A 15,545-nucleotide genomic window follows, 5' to 3' on the forward strand; every position below is an offset into this window, starting at 1 on the left:
AATGTCGTGGCAGCAGAGCGTCCGGCCCGCAAACAGCCCACACTGCACCGCGCCCATGTGGTGCGCACCGAGCGGCTGACTCCGCACATGGTGCGCGTGGTACTGGGCGGTGACGGCCTGGGGAACTTCACCGCGGGCGAATTCACCGACCACTACGTCAAGTTGGTCTTTCCGCTGCCCGAGGTCACCTACCCCGAGCCGTTCGACATGGCCCGGATCCGCGCCGAACTCCCCCGCGACCAGTGGCCCAGGACCCGTACGTACACCGTGCGCTCCTGGGACCCGGCGGCCCACGAGCTGGCCCTCGACTTCGTGGTGCACGGCGACGAGGGGCTGGCCGGGCCGTGGGCGGCCGCGGCCGAGCCCGGCGACGAGATCCTCTTCACCGGCCCCGGCGGCGCCTACGCTCCGGACGCCGACGCCGACTGGCATCTGCTGGCCGGCGACGAGAGCGCCCTGCCGGCCATCGCGGCCTCGCTCGCCCGGATGCCCGCGGGCACACCGGTGCACGCCTTCATCGAGGTGGCGGGTCCCGAGGAGCGCCAGGAGCTCGACGCCCCGGCCGGCGCCGAGATCACCTGGCTCCCTCGCGGAGCCGCCCCGGTCGGCCGCGAACTGGTCGCCGCCGTACGGGAGTGGGAGTTCCCGCCCGGCCGGGTCCAGGCGTTCGTCCACGGCGAGGCCGGCTTCGTCAAGGAACTGCGCCGGCTGCTCCGCATCGACCACGACATCCCGCGCGAGGCCCTGTCCATCTCCGGCTACTGGCGCACCGGCCACGACGAGGACGGCTGGCAGGCCTCCAAGCGCGACTGGAACCAGCGGGTGGAGGCGGAACAGGAAACCGCCCCGGCGGCCACTTCCTGAACCACCGCGCCGACCCGTCCGACCGGGCCGGATCGCCGGGGCCGCGGCCCGCACCGCACTCCGGGCCGCGGTCCTAGCGACCCGGCTCCTGCCCCTGCCCCTGCCCGCCGGACGCGGCGCCGGCCCCCTCGTCGAACCGGCGGGCCGAGCGGTCCACATGCGCCAGCCGCCGCATCGCGCTGAGCACCGCATCGCCCAGCACGGTCCCCACCACCACCCTCTCCACGAGCGTGTCGACCTCGGCGTTGCGCCCCACGAACGCCAGATCCGCGGCCGCGATCCGCTCGCACGCCTCGGCGTAGTCGTCCAGCACCTCCTCGAAGGAGCCGTGCCCGATACCCCGGAAGGTGGCCAGCGCGACGGCCATCGCCTCCGCGGAGACATGATCGGGATCGACCCGCCAGCCCCGGCGGCGTACGAACTCCGCGACCGTGCGCCGCGCCTCCGCCAGCCCCTCCGGCTCCCCCGTGGACGGCGGAGTGATGGCCTCCTGCGCCGCGCCCAGCACCTTGTGCACCGACTCCTCGGGCGAGTCGACGGCGGCCAGCACCTCGCGGACGGCCGAGACGGACAGCCCCCCGACGTCCATCAGCCCCCGGATCAGCCGCAGCCTGCGCACATGGGTGTCGTCGTAGCTGGCCTGATTGGGGCTGGTCAGGCGGCCCGCGGGAAGCAGGCCCTCCCGCACGTAATACTTGATCGTCGGGACCGCGACGCCCGTCTGCCGGCTCAATTCCCCGATGCGCATTCGCTGCCCCTTCCTCGCCAGTTCACCCACCCATGATAGATAGCTCGGCTATCCGGTTGGCGACCGGAGGCCACCGGGCCGGCAGCCCGCACCCACCGCACGATCGGCACCGTGCCGCGCGCCCCCGAACTCACCGCACTCGCCCAGCGGTTGCTGACCGAGGGCCGGCCTGTCCCGCCAGAAGTATTGGTTGACGGCGCATACATCTCTTTGTTCCACTGAGCCCATGCGTCCTTTCCAGCGGCTGGTCACCCGCGACCACATCGACTTCGGTCGGGTGTGGTCCGCCTCCTGTTGCCGCTGACGTCTCGGTAGCGCCACCGCAGCGCCACCGCTTCCCTTTTTCCCGTACGGGCCTTCCGTATGGCTCTTCCGTACGGGCCTTCCGTGTGACTGTTCCGCGCGGCCCGTTCGTACGGCCCTCCCCTACGGCCCCTCCGTACGCCCGCACGCCCGCACGCCCGCACGCCATCTGCGCCTGCTGCCCTGCGCAGCCCCCTCCGCACGCCCCGCATGATCTACGAGAAGACGAGGCCACCCCATGCCTGTCGAGTTCCTCGGCATCGCCGCGACCCACGACGGATCCGAAGTCGCCCCCCGCTCCGGCGCCTCCTTCGACAAGGACTACACCCTCAAGCTCGCTCGCGCCCATGAGGATTACGGCTGGGACCGGGTGCTGTTCGCCTACGCCTCCGGCTCGCCCGACCCCTCCCCGGCCGCCGCCTATGTCGCCGCCCGCACCGAGACCCTGCAACTGCTGGTCGCCCACCGCCCCAACGTCTCGTACCCCACCTTCGCCGCGAAGACCTTCGCCACGCTGGACCGGATCAGCGACGGGCGGCTGGCCGTGCACTTCATCACCGGCGGCAACGACCACGAGCAGCGCCGCGAGGGCGACACGCTCACCAAGGACGAGCGCTACGACCGCACCCGCGAGTACATCCGCATCGTCAAGAAGATCTGGACCAGCCACGAGCCCTTCGACCACGAAGGCACCCACTACCGCTTCCACGACTTCGTCTCCGACACCTTCCCCCTCCAACAGCCGCATCCGCAGGTGTCGTTCGGCGGCTCGTCGGCCGCGGCGTATGCGGCGGGCGGCGCCGAGGCGGACATCTACTGCCTGTGGGGCGAGCCGCTGGCCGGGACCGCCGAGCAGATCGCCTCGGTCAAGGCGGCGGCGCGGGCGGCGGGCCGCGGCGATGTCCCCCGGATCCAGGTCGCGTTCCGGCCGATCCTCGCACCGACCGAGGAGCTGGCCTGGGAGAAGGCGCACCGCACCCTGGAACGGATCAAGGCACGCAAGGCGGGCGCGCCGCTCAACCGCCATCAGGGCCTGAAGAACCCGCAGAACGCCGGCTCCCAGCGGCTGCTCGCGGCGGCCGCCGCGGGCGAGCGGCACGACCGGGCGCTATGGACCCCGACCAGCGCGGAAACGGGCGGCGCGGGCAACTCCACCGCCCTGGTCGGCACGCCGGAGACCGTCGCGCAGGCCCTGCTGGACTACTACGACCTGGGCGTGGACATCATCTCCGCGCGCGGCTACGACCTGCTCGACGATGCGATCGACTTCGGCCGCCATGTCATCCCGATCGTCCGCGAGGAAGTCGCGAAGCGGGATGCCGAGCGGGAGGTCGCCACCGAGCGACAGGCCCCCGCGGAACGAGGGGCCTTCGCGGGGTGACCGGCCCGGTCCGCCCCTGGTAGTGCCGGGCACCGTCCCCTTGCCGGAACCGCCCCCTCGGGGCACCGCCCCCTTCCGGGCGGCGTCCAGTTCCAGGCACCGTCCCGTTCCGGGCAGCGTCCCGTTCCAGGCACCGTCCCGTTCCAGGCACGGTCTCGTACCGGTCAACGCCCCGCCGTTCACGCGGTGGACCGACGGGAATACCGCCCGGCAGCCCCCGCGTTGAAGGCCCGCAGGGGGCCCGTGCACCCCCTACGGGATCTGTTCCCCAACCCCCTAAGGGGTGCCGCACCGCCCCCGCAGAGTGCACCGCCCCAAGGCCACACGACCGGTGCCCGCCCCCCAAACCGGAGGGCGGGCACCGTCACCGCCTCGTCTATCCCCCTACTCCGCTACGCCACTACCCCACCGACGAATACGCGACCACGCCGCGCAGCACCCCGTCCACCGCCTTGCGCGCCGCACGGGCCACCGAGCTGCCGGGCGGGGCCGCCGCCGCGATCTGGCCGAGGATGTCGATCAGCTGCTTGCACCAGCGGACGAAGTCGCCGGCCGGCATCTCCGCCTCCCGGAGCACCTCGTCGAGACCGAAGCCGGAGGCCCAGCGGTAGGCGGCCCACGCGAAGCCGAGGTCCGGCTCACGCTGGCCGACGCCCTCCGCCTGGTTGATCTTGTGGTCCTCCTCGAGGGCATCCAGCCGCCCCCAGATCCTGACCATCTCGGCCAGCGCGTCCCTGGCCTTGCCGGACGGCAGCTTGGGCGCCACCGCGTCGTCCGCCTGCCGCGCCTCGTACACCAGCGCCGAGGCGCAGGCCGCCAGCTCGGCGGGGCCCAGACCCTCCCAGACGCCGTCGCGCAGGCATTCGCTGGCCAGCAGATCCAGCTCGCCGTAGAGCCGGGCCAGCCGTCGCCCCTCTTCCGTGACGGTGTCGCCCTCGAGGTAGTCCAGCTCGGTCAGCAGCGCGCAGATCCGGTCGAAGGTGCGGGCGATGGTGTTCGTCCGGCCTTCGATGCGGCGCTCCAGCTGGCGGGTGTCCCGCAGCAGCCGGTGGTAGCGCTCGGCCCAGCGGGCGTGGTCCTCGCGCTCGGCGCAGCCATGGCAGGGATGCGCGCGGATCTCCGTACGCAGCCGGGCGATCTCGCGGTCGTCGGCCGCCTCCGCACGGGGCTTGCGATGCCGCGACGGCACGAGATGACCGGCCTTCGTACGCAGCGCGGACGCCAGATCGCGGCGCGACTGCGGGCTGCGGGCGTTGAAGGACTTGGGGATCCGCATCCGGTCCAGCGCCGCGACCGGCACCGGGAAGTCGATCGAGGCCAGCCGCTTGACCTGCCGCTCGGCGGTCAGCACCAGGGGCCGCGGGCCGTCCTGCGCATCGAAGCCGCGGTGCCGGTCCGTACGGCCCGAGGGCATGCCGGGATCCAGCACCAGCGCGAGGCCGGCGTACTTGCCCGTCGGCACATGGATGACGTCGCCCGGCTTCAGCTTCTCCAGCGCCGCGGCGGCGGCCACCCGACGCTGCGCCGCGCCCTGCTTGGCGAGCTCCGTCTCACGGTCCTTCAGCTCCCGCCGCAGCCGGGAGTATTCCTCGAAGTCGCCGAGATGACAGGTCATCGAGCCGCTGTAACCCGCCAGCCCCTCTTCGTTCTTCTGCACCTGCCGGGAGATCCCGACGACCGACTTGTCGGCCTGGAACTGCGCGAAGGACATCTCCAGCAGCTCCCGCGAACGGTGCCGCCCGAACTGCGAGACGAGATTGACCGCCATGTTGTACGACGGCCTGAACGACGACCGCAGCGGGTACGTACGCGTCCCGGCCAGACCGGCCAGCGCGCCGGGGTCCATGCCGCGCTGCCACAGCACCACCGCATGGCCCTCGACGTCGATGCCCCGGCGCCCCGCCCGGCCGGTGAGCTGGGTGTACTCGCCGGGGGTGATGTCGGCGTGCTGCTCGCCGTTCCACTTGACGAGCTTCTCCAACACCACGGACCGGGCGGGCATGTTGATGCCCAGGGCCAGCGTCTCGGTCGCGAAGACGGCCTTGACCAGCCCCTGGACGAACAGCTCCTCGACGACCTCCTTGAACGTCGGCAGCATGCCGGCGTGATGCGCCGCGATGCCCCGCTCCAGGCCCTCCAGCCACTCGAAGTAGCCCAGCACATGCAGGTCGTCGTCCGGAATGCCGGCCGTGCGCGCCTCCACTATGCGCCGGACCCGCTCGCGGCCCTCCTGGTCGTTGAGCCGCAGGCCCGACGCCAGGCACTGCTGGACGGCCGCCTCGCAGCCGGCGCGGCTGAAGATGAAGGTGATCGCGGGCAGCAGGCCTTCGTTGTCGAGGCGGTCGATCACCTCGGGCCGGCTGGGCGTCCAGATCCGGGACCGCTGGCGCCGCTCGCGCTCGCGGTCCGCCTCACGCATGTTGCGGCCGCGCCGCTTGTCCCGGCCGAACGTCGGGCGGCTGTTCTCCATCCGCGCCAGCCGCTCCAGGTCGGGGTTGACCTCGCGGCGGCCGCCGCCCTGGCCGCCGTCCCGCTCCTCGAACAGGTCGTACATCCGCCGGCCCGCCAGGACGTGCTGCCACAGCGGCACCGGGCGGTGCTCGGCGACGATCACTTCGGTGTCACCACGGACGGTGTCCAGCCAGTCGCCGAACTCCTCGGCGTTGGAGACCGTGGCCGACAGCGACACCAGCGTCACCGACTCGGGAAGATGAATGATCACCTCTTCCCAGACGGCGCCGCGGAAGCGGTCGGAGAGGTAGTGCACCTCGTCCATGACCACATAGCCGAGGCCTATCAGGGACTGTGAGCCGGAATAGAGCATGTTCCGCAGCACTTCGGTGGTCATCACGATCACCGGCGCCTCGGAGTTGACGCTGTTGTCGCCGGTCAGCAGGCCGACCCTCTCGGCCCCGTAACGCTTGACCAGGTCTTGGTACTTCTGGTTGGACAGCGCCTTGATCGGAGTGGTGTAGAAGCATTTGCGGCCCTGCTCCAGGGCCAGGTGGACGGCGAATTCGCCGACGATCGTCTTGCCGGATCCGGTGGGTGCCGCGACCAGCACCCCCTTGCCGGCCTCCAGGGCCTTGCACGCCTCGAGCTGGAATGCGTCCAGGTCGAAGTCGTACATCTCTCGGAAAGGGGCGAGTGCGGTGGCCTGCTCGGCCGCCCGGAGCTTGGCGGCGGCATAGCGCTCAGCAGGGGACATGTCCTCGGTCATCGTGCTTACGAGCCTACCGGCCACCTCTGACAACGACCGGATCATTATCCGGCTCCTTTACCCGACCGCCCCCGCCCGGACCGCCCTTACCCACCGGACCTGCCGAAACCCGCTTGGATCACCCATAAACGGCCTGCTCATACTCATCAAGATCATTCCGTATGTACCGCGGGAATTCGTATGTCACGCCCCTGACCAGGCGCGACAACCGCGGGCGGGAGGCGAGGGGGCGGGCGCCCCGCGACGAAGGGGAACGATGAACAGGTTCAAGGCAGCGACGGTGACCGCGGCGCTCGCCGTGACTGCGGTGGGGATCCCGATGGCGACGGCCGGCCCGGCGGCCGCCGCGAGCTCGGAGTTCGGCAAGTGCGTCACCGCGACCTGGTACCTGAGCAAGAACGCGTGAACATCCACAACGGCTGCAAGTCGTCGATACGGGTGCGGGTGGCCGAGCGCTGGTGGCCGGACAGCGGCTGCCACACGATCATGCCGAACAAGAGCCTGTACTACCGGGGCACCGGATCCCTCCAGGGCCTGAAGAAGTGCTGACGGACCGACGCTGACGGGCGGGCCCACCGGCACACCGCGCCCGGCGCACGGAAAAGGAGGCGGGGAGCTCGTAAGCTCCCCGCCTCCTTCGCGTCCCAGGCGTCCGGCGTCTCCTCAGGTGACGTCGTCGTAGCCGCCGCGGCCGCGCCCGGCGTCATTGCCGTCGCTGAGCGCCGCGGGCCCCGCCACCGGCTCCAGCTCACCGATGTCCTCGGGCGTCAGATCCAGCTCGGACGCCTCGTCGTCGGCGGGCCCGGCGTCCTGCCGGCGTCGGCGCCGGGCATCGTTGGACAGCGCGACGCCGACCGCGACGAAGTAGAGGAACGCGATGGGCGCCGCCAGCGCGATCATGGTCAACGGGTCCGTACTGGGCGTGGCGATGGCGGAGAAGACCGTGATCCCCATGACCATCGCGCGCCACCAGCCCAGCATCCGCCGGCCGGTGATGATCCCGGCGAAGTTGAGCATCACCAGCAGCAGCGGCAGCTCGAAGGACAGCCCGAAGACCAGCACCATGCGGGTGATCAGATCGAGCAGCTTGTCGAGCTGGAGGAGGTTGCCCACGCCCGCGGGCGTGAAGCTGGTCAGCACCTTGGCCGTGGTCGGCAGCGTCCAGTACGCGAAGTAGGCGCCGGCCGCGAACAGCGGGAATCCGGCGGCCACGAAGCTCATCGTGTACTTCTTCTCGTGCCGGTGCAGACCGGGCGCGAGGAAGGCCCACAGCTGGTAGAGCCAGACCGGGGCGGACAGCACCACGCCGGCCATCAGGGACACCTTCAGGGCCAGCGTGAACGGTCCGAGCAGGTCCAGCATCACGATGTTGGCGCACTGCTGGCCCTTGTCCAGCTTGGCGACCTCGGTGAACAGCGAGCGGCAGCCGACCGACTGCAGCACCGGCTTGGTGAAGAAGTTGATGATCGCTTCGTAGAAGAACGCCGCCACCACCGTCGCCACGACGATGGCCAGCACTCCCTTGGCCAGCCGGTTGCGCAGCTCACGCAGATGCTCCACGAGAGGCATGCGTCCCTCGGGGTCCTTCTCCTTCGCCGGCTTATTAGGGGCAGACTTCCGCAACCCTTGTCCTCATCTCATGCCACCGGCGGCGGGGCGGCCGCCGCCACGGTCAAGCCCTCGGTCAGCGCTGCGCGGTGTGCTCGGGATCATTGACCGGCCGCGCGCCGGTCACATCACCCGGAGCGGCCTTGATGGTCTTGTACTCGGCCTGCGGCTCGTCCTTCGGCGGGTCGGCGGGCGCCTCCTGCTTCTGGGTGGCCTCGGACTTCATCGCCTTGGCCTCGCTCTTGAGGATGCGGGCGGACTTGCCCAGCGAGCGGGCCATGTCGGGGAGCTTTTTCGCGCCGAACAGCAGGAGGAGAACGACGACGATGAGGACGAGCTCCATGGTGCCGATTTTGCCACCGAACATAAGTCTTTACCTTCTCACCGAGGCGGCTGGGGATGGAACTAGCTGACTTGGCCGGACATCCGTCCGCCCGCCGAACTTGCAGCGATCGTAGCGCTCACGGGTGAATGGGGGGCAACCCCTGTGCGCACTCCCGGTTGCGGGGCCGCGCCTCGACCATCGGCCCTGGGCAACAGCGTACCGCCCATGGGGAAGGGCAGGTCAGGGCCGCCCGCCGGCCGTCACTTCTTCGTCAGATTCATGGATGAGGCCAGCGGCGTGGCCGCCCGTTCGAGGTCCTCGGCCGCCCGCTGGATCCGCGCCGACGCCACGCCGACCTGCCGGGCCAGCCGCCGTACCTCGACAAAGACACGGACGGCGAGGACGCCGAGCACGGCGATCCCGAGGAAGCCGAGGGCGACAGCGATCATGGGCCAGAGCATGGGGCGAGCCTATCGGTCAGCCGGTGTGCAGCCGCAGGGTGCGCACCCCGCCGCCGGTGAGCAGCTCGACGATCCGCTCGCCGGCCGGCCGGCGCACCGCGCGGCCGCAGTCGGGGCAGGTGAAGGAGTAGAAGGTGGTGCGACGGCTGGCGCCGATGGCCAGCCGGAAGGCGTCCGAGGCCAGTTCGAAGCGGCCCCGGCAGTCCGGGCAGGCCGCCTTGAAGAGCACCGGAGCGGTCGTGGTCCCCATAGTGGTGGTCGCCATCGTGGTCGTCATCCTTCGCTGCCTCCTCCTTGCGGATGTCCCTGGGCCCCTACGGTGACCGGCGCGCCGCGCTCACTCGCCGTACGCCGCGAGGGCCGCCGCCGCCGCCCGCCGTGCGCTGTCGGCGAGTGCCTGCGGCGCCACGATCCGGCCGTCGCGGCCCAGCCGCAGCGCGAGGCGCCGCAGCGACGCCGGGTCGGGGGTGCGCAGCGTGATGCGCAGCCCCCCGTCGGGGAGTTCCTCGGCGCTGTCGTGCGGGTAGTACTCGGCGACCCAACGGCCGCCGGGCCCGACCTCGATGCACACCTCGGGATCCTCGGCCGCGGGCTGGACCAGTCCCTCCGACAGATCGCGCAGCTCGATGGGCGGCGGGTCGGCGGGCGCGTCCAGCAGCTTGATCTCGGCGACCCGGTCGAGCCGGAAGGTCCGGCGCGCCTCGGAGAGCCGGCACCAGGCCTCCACGTAGGTGTGGCCGACGGCGAAGAGCCGGATCGGGTCGACCTCGCGCTCGGTCAGCTCGTCGCGGGCCGGGGAGTAGTAGCGCAGCCACAGCCGGCGCCGCTCGGCGATGGCGCGGTCCACATCGGCGAAGACCCCGCCCTCGGACTCGAAGGTCACCGACAGCCGGGAGCTGGCACCGGCCGCCTCGCCGGCCGCCGCCTCCAGCTTGGCCGTGGCGCGCAGCAGCGCCTGCCGGTCGCCCTCGCGCAGTCCGGGCAGGGTGGCCACCGCGCGGGCCGCGACCAGCAGGGCGGTGGCCTCGTCGGCGGCCAGGCGCAGCGGCTCGGCCACGTCGTCGGGGTTGTGCCACCAGATGCGGTCGCCGTCGGTGTCGATGTCCAGGAGGTCGCCGCCGCGGAAGCTCGTCCCGCACATCGGCAGGACGTCGAGGTCGGCGATCAGCTCGTCCTCGGTGATGCCGAAGGCGCGGGCGACATCGCCGACGCGGGCGCCGGGGCGCTCGCGCAGATAGGTCACCAGGGACAGCATCCGGCGGGTCTGGTCGATCGCGTTCGTCGCCATGGGTTACGTATCCCTCTCAGCCCTTGGCCACGGCGCGCAGCCGGTCGATGACATCGGCCCGCAGTTCGGCCGGCTCCAGCACCACCACGTCGGGTCCGAACTCCACCAGCCAGGCGTCGAGTCCGTGCCCGTTGGGGATCTCCAGCTCGTCCCAGCCGTCGCCCAGGTCCCGGACGGTGAGCGCACGGGACCGCAGCGGATAGCCGTGGTCGGCGCGGAGCCTGATCCGGGCGGTGCCGGTGGCGGTCTCCCCCGCCCAGCTCTCGACGGTCTCCCGTACGGTGACGTGGTCGGGCACCGGTGCGGTGAACGCCCCTTGCCGGGAGCGGACCTTGCCGGTGATCCGGGAGAGCCTGAAGACCCGCTCGGCCTGCCGGCCCCGGTCCCAGCCGGCGAGGTACCAGTGGCCGCGCCAGCACTCCAGGATCCAGGGTTCGACCTGCCGCTGCTCGGGGCGGGCGGCGTTGGCCTTGCGGTAGTCGAAGACCACCGGGCGGCGGTCGCGGCAGGCCAGCATCAGCGGTTCGAAGGCGGCTTCGTGGGCCGGGATACGGGGCTCGAGGGCGCTGTGCGGCTGGCGGTCGTCGAACTCCTCGCCCTCCCCGGCCAGCGGCATGCCTGCCGCCCGCAGCTTCTGCAGCGCGCCGCTGGCGGCGCCGGCGAGCCGGGCCTGCTGCCAGATCTTGGCGGCGAGCCCCAGGGCCGCGGCCTCCTCGGCGTCCAGGGTGATCGGGGGGAGGCGGTTGCTGTCGCGGCGGGCGAGATAGCCGACCTCGCCGTCGATGGCGTCCACGGTGGCGATGACCAGGCCGAGCTCGCGCAGGTCGTCCTTGTCCCGCTCGAACATGCGGTTGAAGGAGTCATCGCTGTTGGCCTCGATATAGGCCTCGATGGACGACCTGAGTTCGCGCTTGGTCAGCGGGCGTCGCGTCCCCAGCAGGCACAGCGCCAGATTCATCAGCCGCTCGGCCTTGGCAATGGCCATCGACGCCCTTTCTCGTGGAACTCCCGATCGCTGACCGTACCCCTCGGGGTGCTCCGGGCAAAGCCGAGGGCCCCTGCCGCGGCGGCAGGGGCCCTACGGGTGCGTCGGACGCGGTCTCAGACGGAGACCAGGTCGCAGACGAAGATCAGCGTCTCGCCCGGGGCGATCCGGCCGCCGCCGGCGCCGCGGTCGCCGTACGCGAGGTGCGCGGGGATGGTCAGCTTGCGACGGCCGCCGACCTTCATGCCCTGCACGCCCTTGTCCCAGCCGGCGATGACCTGGCCGGCGCCCAGCTGGAACTCCAGCGGGTTGCCGCGGTTCCAGCTCGCGTCGAACTCCTCGCCGGTGCTGAAGGCAACGCCGACGTAGTGGACCTTGACGAAGTCCCCGGCCTTGGCGACCGCCCCGTCGCCCTCCCACACGTCCACGATCTCCAGGTCGGTCGGAGCCGGGCCGTCGGGGAAGTCGATCTCGGGCTTGTCGATGTTCACGAATGTGCTCCTACTTATGAATCTTGACGATTACGGCGTCAGTCTCGCAGATCGGCGTCAGCTGACGCTGAGGACGTCCACAGAGAACACAAGATCAGAGCCGATGGACTTCTGCTGCTCAGGGGTCAGCTTGCTCTTGGGCACCACGATCAGCACCCGGCTGCCGGCCTTCTTGCCCTTGAGGCCTTCCTTCCAGCCCGGGAACTGCGTGACCGGCACGTCCTGCGCCCCGGGCTGCCCCGGTGCCCAGGTGTCGGCGAGCACCTTGCCGTTCTTCCAGGCGACCGCCTCGAAGTTGGCACGCACGGTGCTCTTCTCGCTGATCTTCGCGCCCTTGCCGTCGATGACCGTCGAGCTCGTGATGTCCTTCGGCGCGTCCTTGCCCTTGGGCAGGGTGATCTTCGGGGCCTTGTCGTCGATATTGGTCCCGACCTTGGGCAGATCGGCGTTGTCCTGCGCGACCGGCTTGCCCTCGACCTTGCTCGGCATGATCTTCTTGAGGTCGACGACGAAGACCAGCGTGGAGTTGGCCGGAATGTTCTGCTGCGCCTGCGGGCCGTAACCCTTGTCCGGCGGGATGACCAGCTCGACGCGGCTGCCGAGCTTCTGGCCCACCAGGCCCTCGTCCCAGCCCTTGATGACCTTGCCGCTGCCGATCTCGAAGGTGGCGGGCGCGCCGCGGTCCCAGCTGTTGTCGAAGGCCTTGCCTTCCCAGGTCTGGCCGAGGTAGTTGGCGTTGAGGGCCTCGCCCTTCTTCACCTCGGGCCCGTTGCCCTTCTTGAGGACCTTGACCTGGAGCTTCTTGGGCGGGTCGCCCTCGCCCTTGTCGACCTTCGGCTTGGCATCGGCCTGCCCGCTCACCGTCGGCACTGAGCCGGCCTCGGATGAGTCGTCATCGCCGCAGGCCGCTGCGGAAACAAGAAGCAGGGGCACGGCGATCAGGGCTGCGATTCGGCGTCGGCGCACGTATATCCCTCAAAACGGGCTGCGATCAAAGTGAATGGACGGTGCCACTCTAGCCACGCCACGCGACAGTGGCGGGGGCCGTGTCACACGGCCCCCGCCACTTTCCCATCCGACCGGCTTCATCACCGGCATCACACGCCTGAGGACGCCCACCTTTGAACGGGCCGGATTCCCGCGCGCTGGTCACGCAGGGAATCCGTCCCGATACCGAGAGCGGCAAACGCCCCGGAATCGCGCCCGGAATGGGTCACATCCCGGCGATCAGCTTCTCCACTCTGTCGTCCACCGAGCGGAACGGGTCCTTGCACAGCACCGTGCGCTGCGCCTGGTCATTGAGCTTGAGATGCACCCAGTCGACGGTGAAATCGCGGCGCTGTTCCTGGGCCCGGCGGATGAAATCGCCGCGCAGCCTTGCGCGGGTGGTCTGCGGCGGCACCGACTTGCCCTCGAAGATCTTCAAGTCGTTGCAGATCCGCGCCGCTTGCCCCTTCCGCTCCAGGAGGTAGTAAAGCCCCCGGCGACGGTGGATGTCGTGATACGCGAGGTCTATCTGCGCCACCCTGGGGTGCGACATGGTGATGTTGTTCTTTGTGCGATACCGCTCGATGAGCTGATGTTTCATCACCCAGTCGATCTCGGTCGCAATACGGTCCAGCTCCTGGTCCCGGATTGCCTCGAGGGTACGGCCCCACAACTCCAGAACCCGCTCGACCGTTCCCGTACGGATTCCGCGGCGCTCACAGAAGTCGACGGCCTTTTCGTAGTACTCCTGCTGCACCTCGAGCGCCGAGGCCTCCCGCCCGCTGGCCAGCCGCACCTTGCGCTGACCGGTGATGTCGTGGCTGACCTCGCGGATGGCGCGGATCGGGTTCTCCAGCGTCAGATCGCGCATGACCGTGCCCGCCTCGATCATGCGCAGGACGAGATCGGTGGCTCCGACCTTGAGCAGCATGGTCGTCTCGGACATGTTGGAGTCGCCGACGATGACATGCAGCCGGCGGTAGCGCTCCGCGTCCGCATGCGGTTCGTCGCGGGTGTTGATGATCGGCCGGGAGCGGGTCGTCGCCGAGGAGACGCCCTCCCAGATGTGCTCCGCGCGCTGGCTGACGCAGTAGACGGCGCCGCGCGGGGTCTGCAGCACCTTGCCGGCGCCGCACAGCAGCTGCCGGGTGACGAGGAACGGAATGAGGATGTCCGCGAGCCGGGAGAACTCACCATGACGGGCGACGAGATAGTTCTCGTGGCAGCCGTAGGAGTTTCCCGCCGAATCGGTGTTGTTCTTGAAGAGATAGACGTCGCCCGCGATTCCCTCCTCGTGCAGGCGGCGTTCGGCATCGACGAGCAGGCCTTCGAGAATGCGCTCGCCGGCCTTGTCGTGCGTGACCAGCTCGGTCACGTTGTCGCACTCGGGGGTTGCGTATTCCGGATGCGATCCCACGTCCAAGTACAGGCGGGCGCCGTTCCGCAGGAAGACATTGCTGCTGCGGCCCCATGACACAACACGGCGGAAGAGGTACCGCGCCACTTCGTCAGGCGACAGTCGGCGCTGTCCCCTGAACGTGCACGTGACGCCGTACTCGTTCTCCAGCCCGAAAATGCGGCGGTCCATGACTGAACATTACGCCTGACGGCCTGCTCTGAAACCGGGTTCGACGGCCCCGTTCCGATCATTTTCCGCCGAGGCCGCACCCGCCGTACGCTGCACCGGCTCCCCCAGAAATCGCTTCGTCGACAAAAGGACGAGCAGCGCCGCAATTCCCCCGGCACCGGCCACCGCGAATCCCGCCGTCGAACCGCCGCCCTCCACCGCCGGGCCCACCACCGAGGCACCCACCGCGGAACCGACCCCGAACGTCGTCACCAGCCACGAAAACGCCTCCGTCACCGTGCCCTTGGGCGCATGCCGGTCCACCACCACGAACGCGCAGGCGAGCGCGGGCGCCAGAAACACCCCGGCGACCCCGGTGAGCGCCGTCATCCCGGCCACCCCAGGTGCCAGCGCCAGCGGCAGATACCCCAGCGCCAGAAGGCCGATGAGCAGCCGCAGCCGGCTCTCCGGCTGCCCGGGCCACTCGCGGGCGCCGTAGACGATGCCGCCGGCCAGTGCGCCGGCACCCAGCGCGGAGAGCAGATAGCTCGAGACCATGCCCCCGCCGTGCTCGTCCGCGTACGCCACCGCGGCGACCGCTATCGACCCCAGCGCCAGCCCGACGAAGAAGAACGCCCCGATCAGCACCAGCAGCCCGGCCGAGCGCAGCGCCCCCAGCCAGTGCGCCTCGCGCGGCCCGCTGCGCCACTGGCGGGACGGCGGCGAGACGACGACGGACAGCGCGCCGAGCACCCCGACCGCATTGATGATCAGCAGCGCCGCGCCCGCGGACCAGGCCGCCACGCACAGCGTCACCAGCAACGGCCCCACCGCGAACATGACTTCCTGCGCCACCGCGTCCAGCGCATATGCGGCATGCACCCGGTCCGGGCGCTTGAGGACCCCGGGCCACAGCGCCCGCAGGCCGCCCTCCAGCGGCGGGGTGAAGAATCCGGCGATCACCATGGCGGCATACGCGACCCACAGCGGATCCAGGCCGACGGCGGCCAACAGCGCCATCCCGAGGGCGGAGAGCACCGAGGCGGGCAGCATCACCCGCGGCTGCCCCCACAGGTCCACGGCGCGCCCGAGCAGCGGCTGGCCGATCGCGTTGCAGACGCCGTAGACGGCGGAGAGCGCGCCGGCGAGGGCGTAGCTGCCGCCCTCGGCGCGGGCGAACAGGACGATCGCCAGCGCCGCGGTGGCGTTCGGCAGCCTGCCGATCAGCGTGCCCGCCAGCAGCCGGACGGCGTGCCGGGTTCCGAGCAGCTCCGCATATCGCGCGGCCATCGCCACCCCTTTCCCTCGGTGGTCGCG

16 protein-coding genes are annotated in these 15,545 nt (G+C 70.5%); 4 read left to right on the forward strand and 12 right to left on the reverse strand.

Going from position 1 to position 15,545, the window contains the following annotated elements:
• The first annotated feature begins 6 nt into the window (after positions 1 to 6).
• A complete protein-coding gene (locus tag ACIRPT_RS25800; protein ID WP_403831018.1) occupies positions 7 to 864 on the forward strand; it encodes a siderophore-interacting protein in 858 nt (285 codons plus the stop codon).
• 73 nt (positions 865 to 937) lie between these two features.
• Here the strand turns inward: ACIRPT_RS25800 and ACIRPT_RS25805 are convergent, their stop codons facing one another.
• Positions 938 to 1,612: a MerR family transcriptional regulator gene (locus tag ACIRPT_RS25805; RefSeq protein WP_403831021.1), complete on the reverse strand. Its 675-nt coding sequence runs from the start codon at positions 1,610 to 1,612 to the stop codon at positions 938 to 940.
• Between the two features lie 541 nt (positions 1,613 to 2,153).
• On the opposite strand from ACIRPT_RS25805, the gene ACIRPT_RS25810 reads away from it, so the two are divergent.
• Positions 2,154 to 3,296, forward strand: a complete 1,143-nt coding sequence (locus tag ACIRPT_RS25810; protein WP_403831024.1) for an LLM class flavin-dependent oxidoreductase — start codon at positions 2,154 to 2,156, stop codon at positions 3,294 to 3,296.
• 400 nt (positions 3,297 to 3,696) lie between these two features.
• Here ACIRPT_RS25810 and ACIRPT_RS25815 read toward each other — a convergent pair whose 3' ends face one another.
• A complete protein-coding gene (locus tag ACIRPT_RS25815; RefSeq protein ID WP_403831027.1) occupies positions 3,697 to 6,516 on the reverse strand; it encodes a DEAD/DEAH box helicase in 2,820 nt (939 codons plus the stop codon).
• A 256-nt stretch (positions 6,517 to 6,772) separates the two neighbouring features.
• On the opposite strand from ACIRPT_RS25815, the gene ACIRPT_RS25820 reads away from it, so the two are divergent.
• Positions 6,773 to 6,922: a hypothetical protein gene (locus ACIRPT_RS25820; protein WP_403831030.1), complete on the forward strand. Its 150-nt coding sequence runs from the start codon at positions 6,773 to 6,775 to the stop codon at positions 6,920 to 6,922.
• The gene (locus tag ACIRPT_RS25825) at positions 6,919 to 7,065 is read left to right on the forward strand and encodes a hypothetical protein (protein ID WP_403831033.1); all 147 of its coding nucleotides are present in this window, start codon (positions 6,919 to 6,921) and stop codon (positions 7,063 to 7,065) included. Before ACIRPT_RS25820 ends, ACIRPT_RS25825 begins: the two co-directional genes overlap by 4 nt.
• Before the next feature lie 114 nt (positions 7,066 to 7,179).
• Here ACIRPT_RS25825 and tatC read toward each other — a convergent pair whose 3' ends face one another.
• The 10 genes from tatC to ACIRPT_RS25875 all read right to left on the reverse strand — a co-directional run bounded on the left by tatC (position 7,180) and on the right by ACIRPT_RS25875 (position 15,518).
• Entirely contained in the window at positions 7,180 to 8,085 is a 906-nt protein-coding gene (tatC, locus tag ACIRPT_RS25830) for a twin-arginine translocase subunit TatC (protein WP_403504394.1), read from the reverse strand.
• A 115-nt stretch (positions 8,086 to 8,200) separates the two neighbouring features.
• Positions 8,201 to 8,491 (reverse strand): Sec-independent protein translocase subunit TatA, encoded by a 291-nt coding sequence (gene tatA, locus ACIRPT_RS25835; RefSeq protein WP_403504392.1) that lies wholly within the window; start codon positions 8,489 to 8,491, stop codon positions 8,201 to 8,203.
• A gap of 218 nt (positions 8,492 to 8,709) precedes the next feature.
• Positions 8,710 to 8,910: a hypothetical protein gene (locus tag ACIRPT_RS25840; protein WP_403504389.1), complete on the reverse strand. Its 201-nt coding sequence runs from the start codon at positions 8,908 to 8,910 to the stop codon at positions 8,710 to 8,712.
• Positions 8,911 to 8,926: 16 nt separating this feature from the next.
• Positions 8,927 to 9,187, reverse strand: a complete 261-nt coding sequence (locus ACIRPT_RS25845) for a hypothetical protein (protein ID WP_403504385.1) — start codon at positions 9,185 to 9,187, stop codon at positions 8,927 to 8,929.
• 60 nt (positions 9,188 to 9,247) lie between these two features.
• Entirely contained in the window at positions 9,248 to 10,198 is a 951-nt protein-coding gene (locus tag ACIRPT_RS25850; protein WP_400066305.1) for a helix-turn-helix transcriptional regulator, read from the reverse strand.
• Between the two features lie 16 nt (positions 10,199 to 10,214).
• The gene (locus ACIRPT_RS25855; protein ID WP_403504382.1) at positions 10,215 to 11,183 is read right to left on the reverse strand and encodes a helix-turn-helix transcriptional regulator; all 969 of its coding nucleotides are present in this window, start codon (positions 11,181 to 11,183) and stop codon (positions 10,215 to 10,217) included.
• Between the two features lie 116 nt (positions 11,184 to 11,299).
• Positions 11,300 to 11,674, reverse strand: a complete 375-nt coding sequence (locus tag ACIRPT_RS25860; protein WP_403504379.1) for an FKBP-type peptidyl-prolyl cis-trans isomerase — start codon at positions 11,672 to 11,674, stop codon at positions 11,300 to 11,302.
• A 57-nt stretch (positions 11,675 to 11,731) separates the two neighbouring features.
• A complete protein-coding gene (locus ACIRPT_RS25865) occupies positions 11,732 to 12,535 on the reverse strand; it encodes an FKBP-type peptidyl-prolyl cis-trans isomerase (protein ID WP_403831038.1) in 804 nt (267 codons plus the stop codon).
• 352 nt (positions 12,536 to 12,887) lie between these two features.
• Positions 12,888 to 14,249, reverse strand: a complete 1,362-nt coding sequence (gene pafA, locus ACIRPT_RS25870) for a Pup--protein ligase (protein ID WP_403831040.1) — start codon at positions 14,247 to 14,249, stop codon at positions 12,888 to 12,890.
• A 9-nt stretch (positions 14,250 to 14,258) separates the two neighbouring features.
• Positions 14,259 to 15,518: an MFS transporter gene (locus ACIRPT_RS25875; RefSeq protein WP_403504370.1), complete on the reverse strand. Its 1,260-nt coding sequence runs from the start codon at positions 15,516 to 15,518 to the stop codon at positions 14,259 to 14,261.
• Between the last annotated feature and the right edge of the window lie 27 nt (positions 15,519 to 15,545).

It is taken from the genome of Streptomyces sp. NPDC101227 (genome assembly GCF_044767545.1).
Taxonomy (GTDB): Bacteria; Actinomycetota; Actinomycetes; order Streptomycetales; family Streptomycetaceae; genus Streptomyces.

Coding starts and splice junctions, on each gene's coding strand:
- ACIRPT_RS25805 (WP_403831021.1), bottom strand. CDS start 1,612: ATGCGCATCGGGGAATTGAGCCGGCAGACGGGCGTCGCGGTCCCGACG.
- ACIRPT_RS25810 (WP_403831024.1), top strand. CDS start 2,154: ATGCCTGTCGAGTTCCTCGGCATCGCCGCGACCCACGACGGATCCGAA.
- ACIRPT_RS25815 (WP_403831027.1), bottom strand. CDS start 6,516: ATGACCGAGGACATGTCCCCTGCTGAGCGCTATGCCGCCGCCAAGCTC.
- ACIRPT_RS25820 (WP_403831030.1), top strand. CDS start 6,773: ATGAACAGGTTCAAGGCAGCGACGGTGACCGCGGCGCTCGCCGTGACT.
- tatC (WP_403504394.1), bottom strand. CDS start 8,085: ATGCCTCTCGTGGAGCATCTGCGTGAGCTGCGCAACCGGCTGGCCAAG.
- tatA (WP_403504392.1), bottom strand. CDS start 8,491: ATGTTCGGTGGCAAAATCGGCACCATGGAGCTCGTCCTCATCGTCGTC.
- ACIRPT_RS25840 (WP_403504389.1), bottom strand. CDS start 8,910: ATGCTCTGGCCCATGATCGCTGTCGCCCTCGGCTTCCTCGGGATCGCC.
- ACIRPT_RS25845 (WP_403504385.1), bottom strand. CDS start 9,187: ATGACGACCACGATGGCGACCACCACTATGGGGACCACGACCGCTCCG.
- ACIRPT_RS25850 (WP_400066305.1), bottom strand. CDS start 10,198: ATGGCGACGAACGCGATCGACCAGACCCGCCGGATGCTGTCCCTGGTG.
- ACIRPT_RS25855 (WP_403504382.1), bottom strand. CDS start 11,183: ATGGCCATTGCCAAGGCCGAGCGGCTGATGAATCTGGCGCTGTGCCTG.
- pafA (WP_403831040.1), bottom strand. CDS start 14,249: ATGGACCGCCGCATTTTCGGGCTGGAGAACGAGTACGGCGTCACGTGC.
- ACIRPT_RS25875 (WP_403504370.1), bottom strand. CDS start 15,518: ATGGCCGCGCGATATGCGGAGCTGCTCGGAACCCGGCACGCCGTCCGG.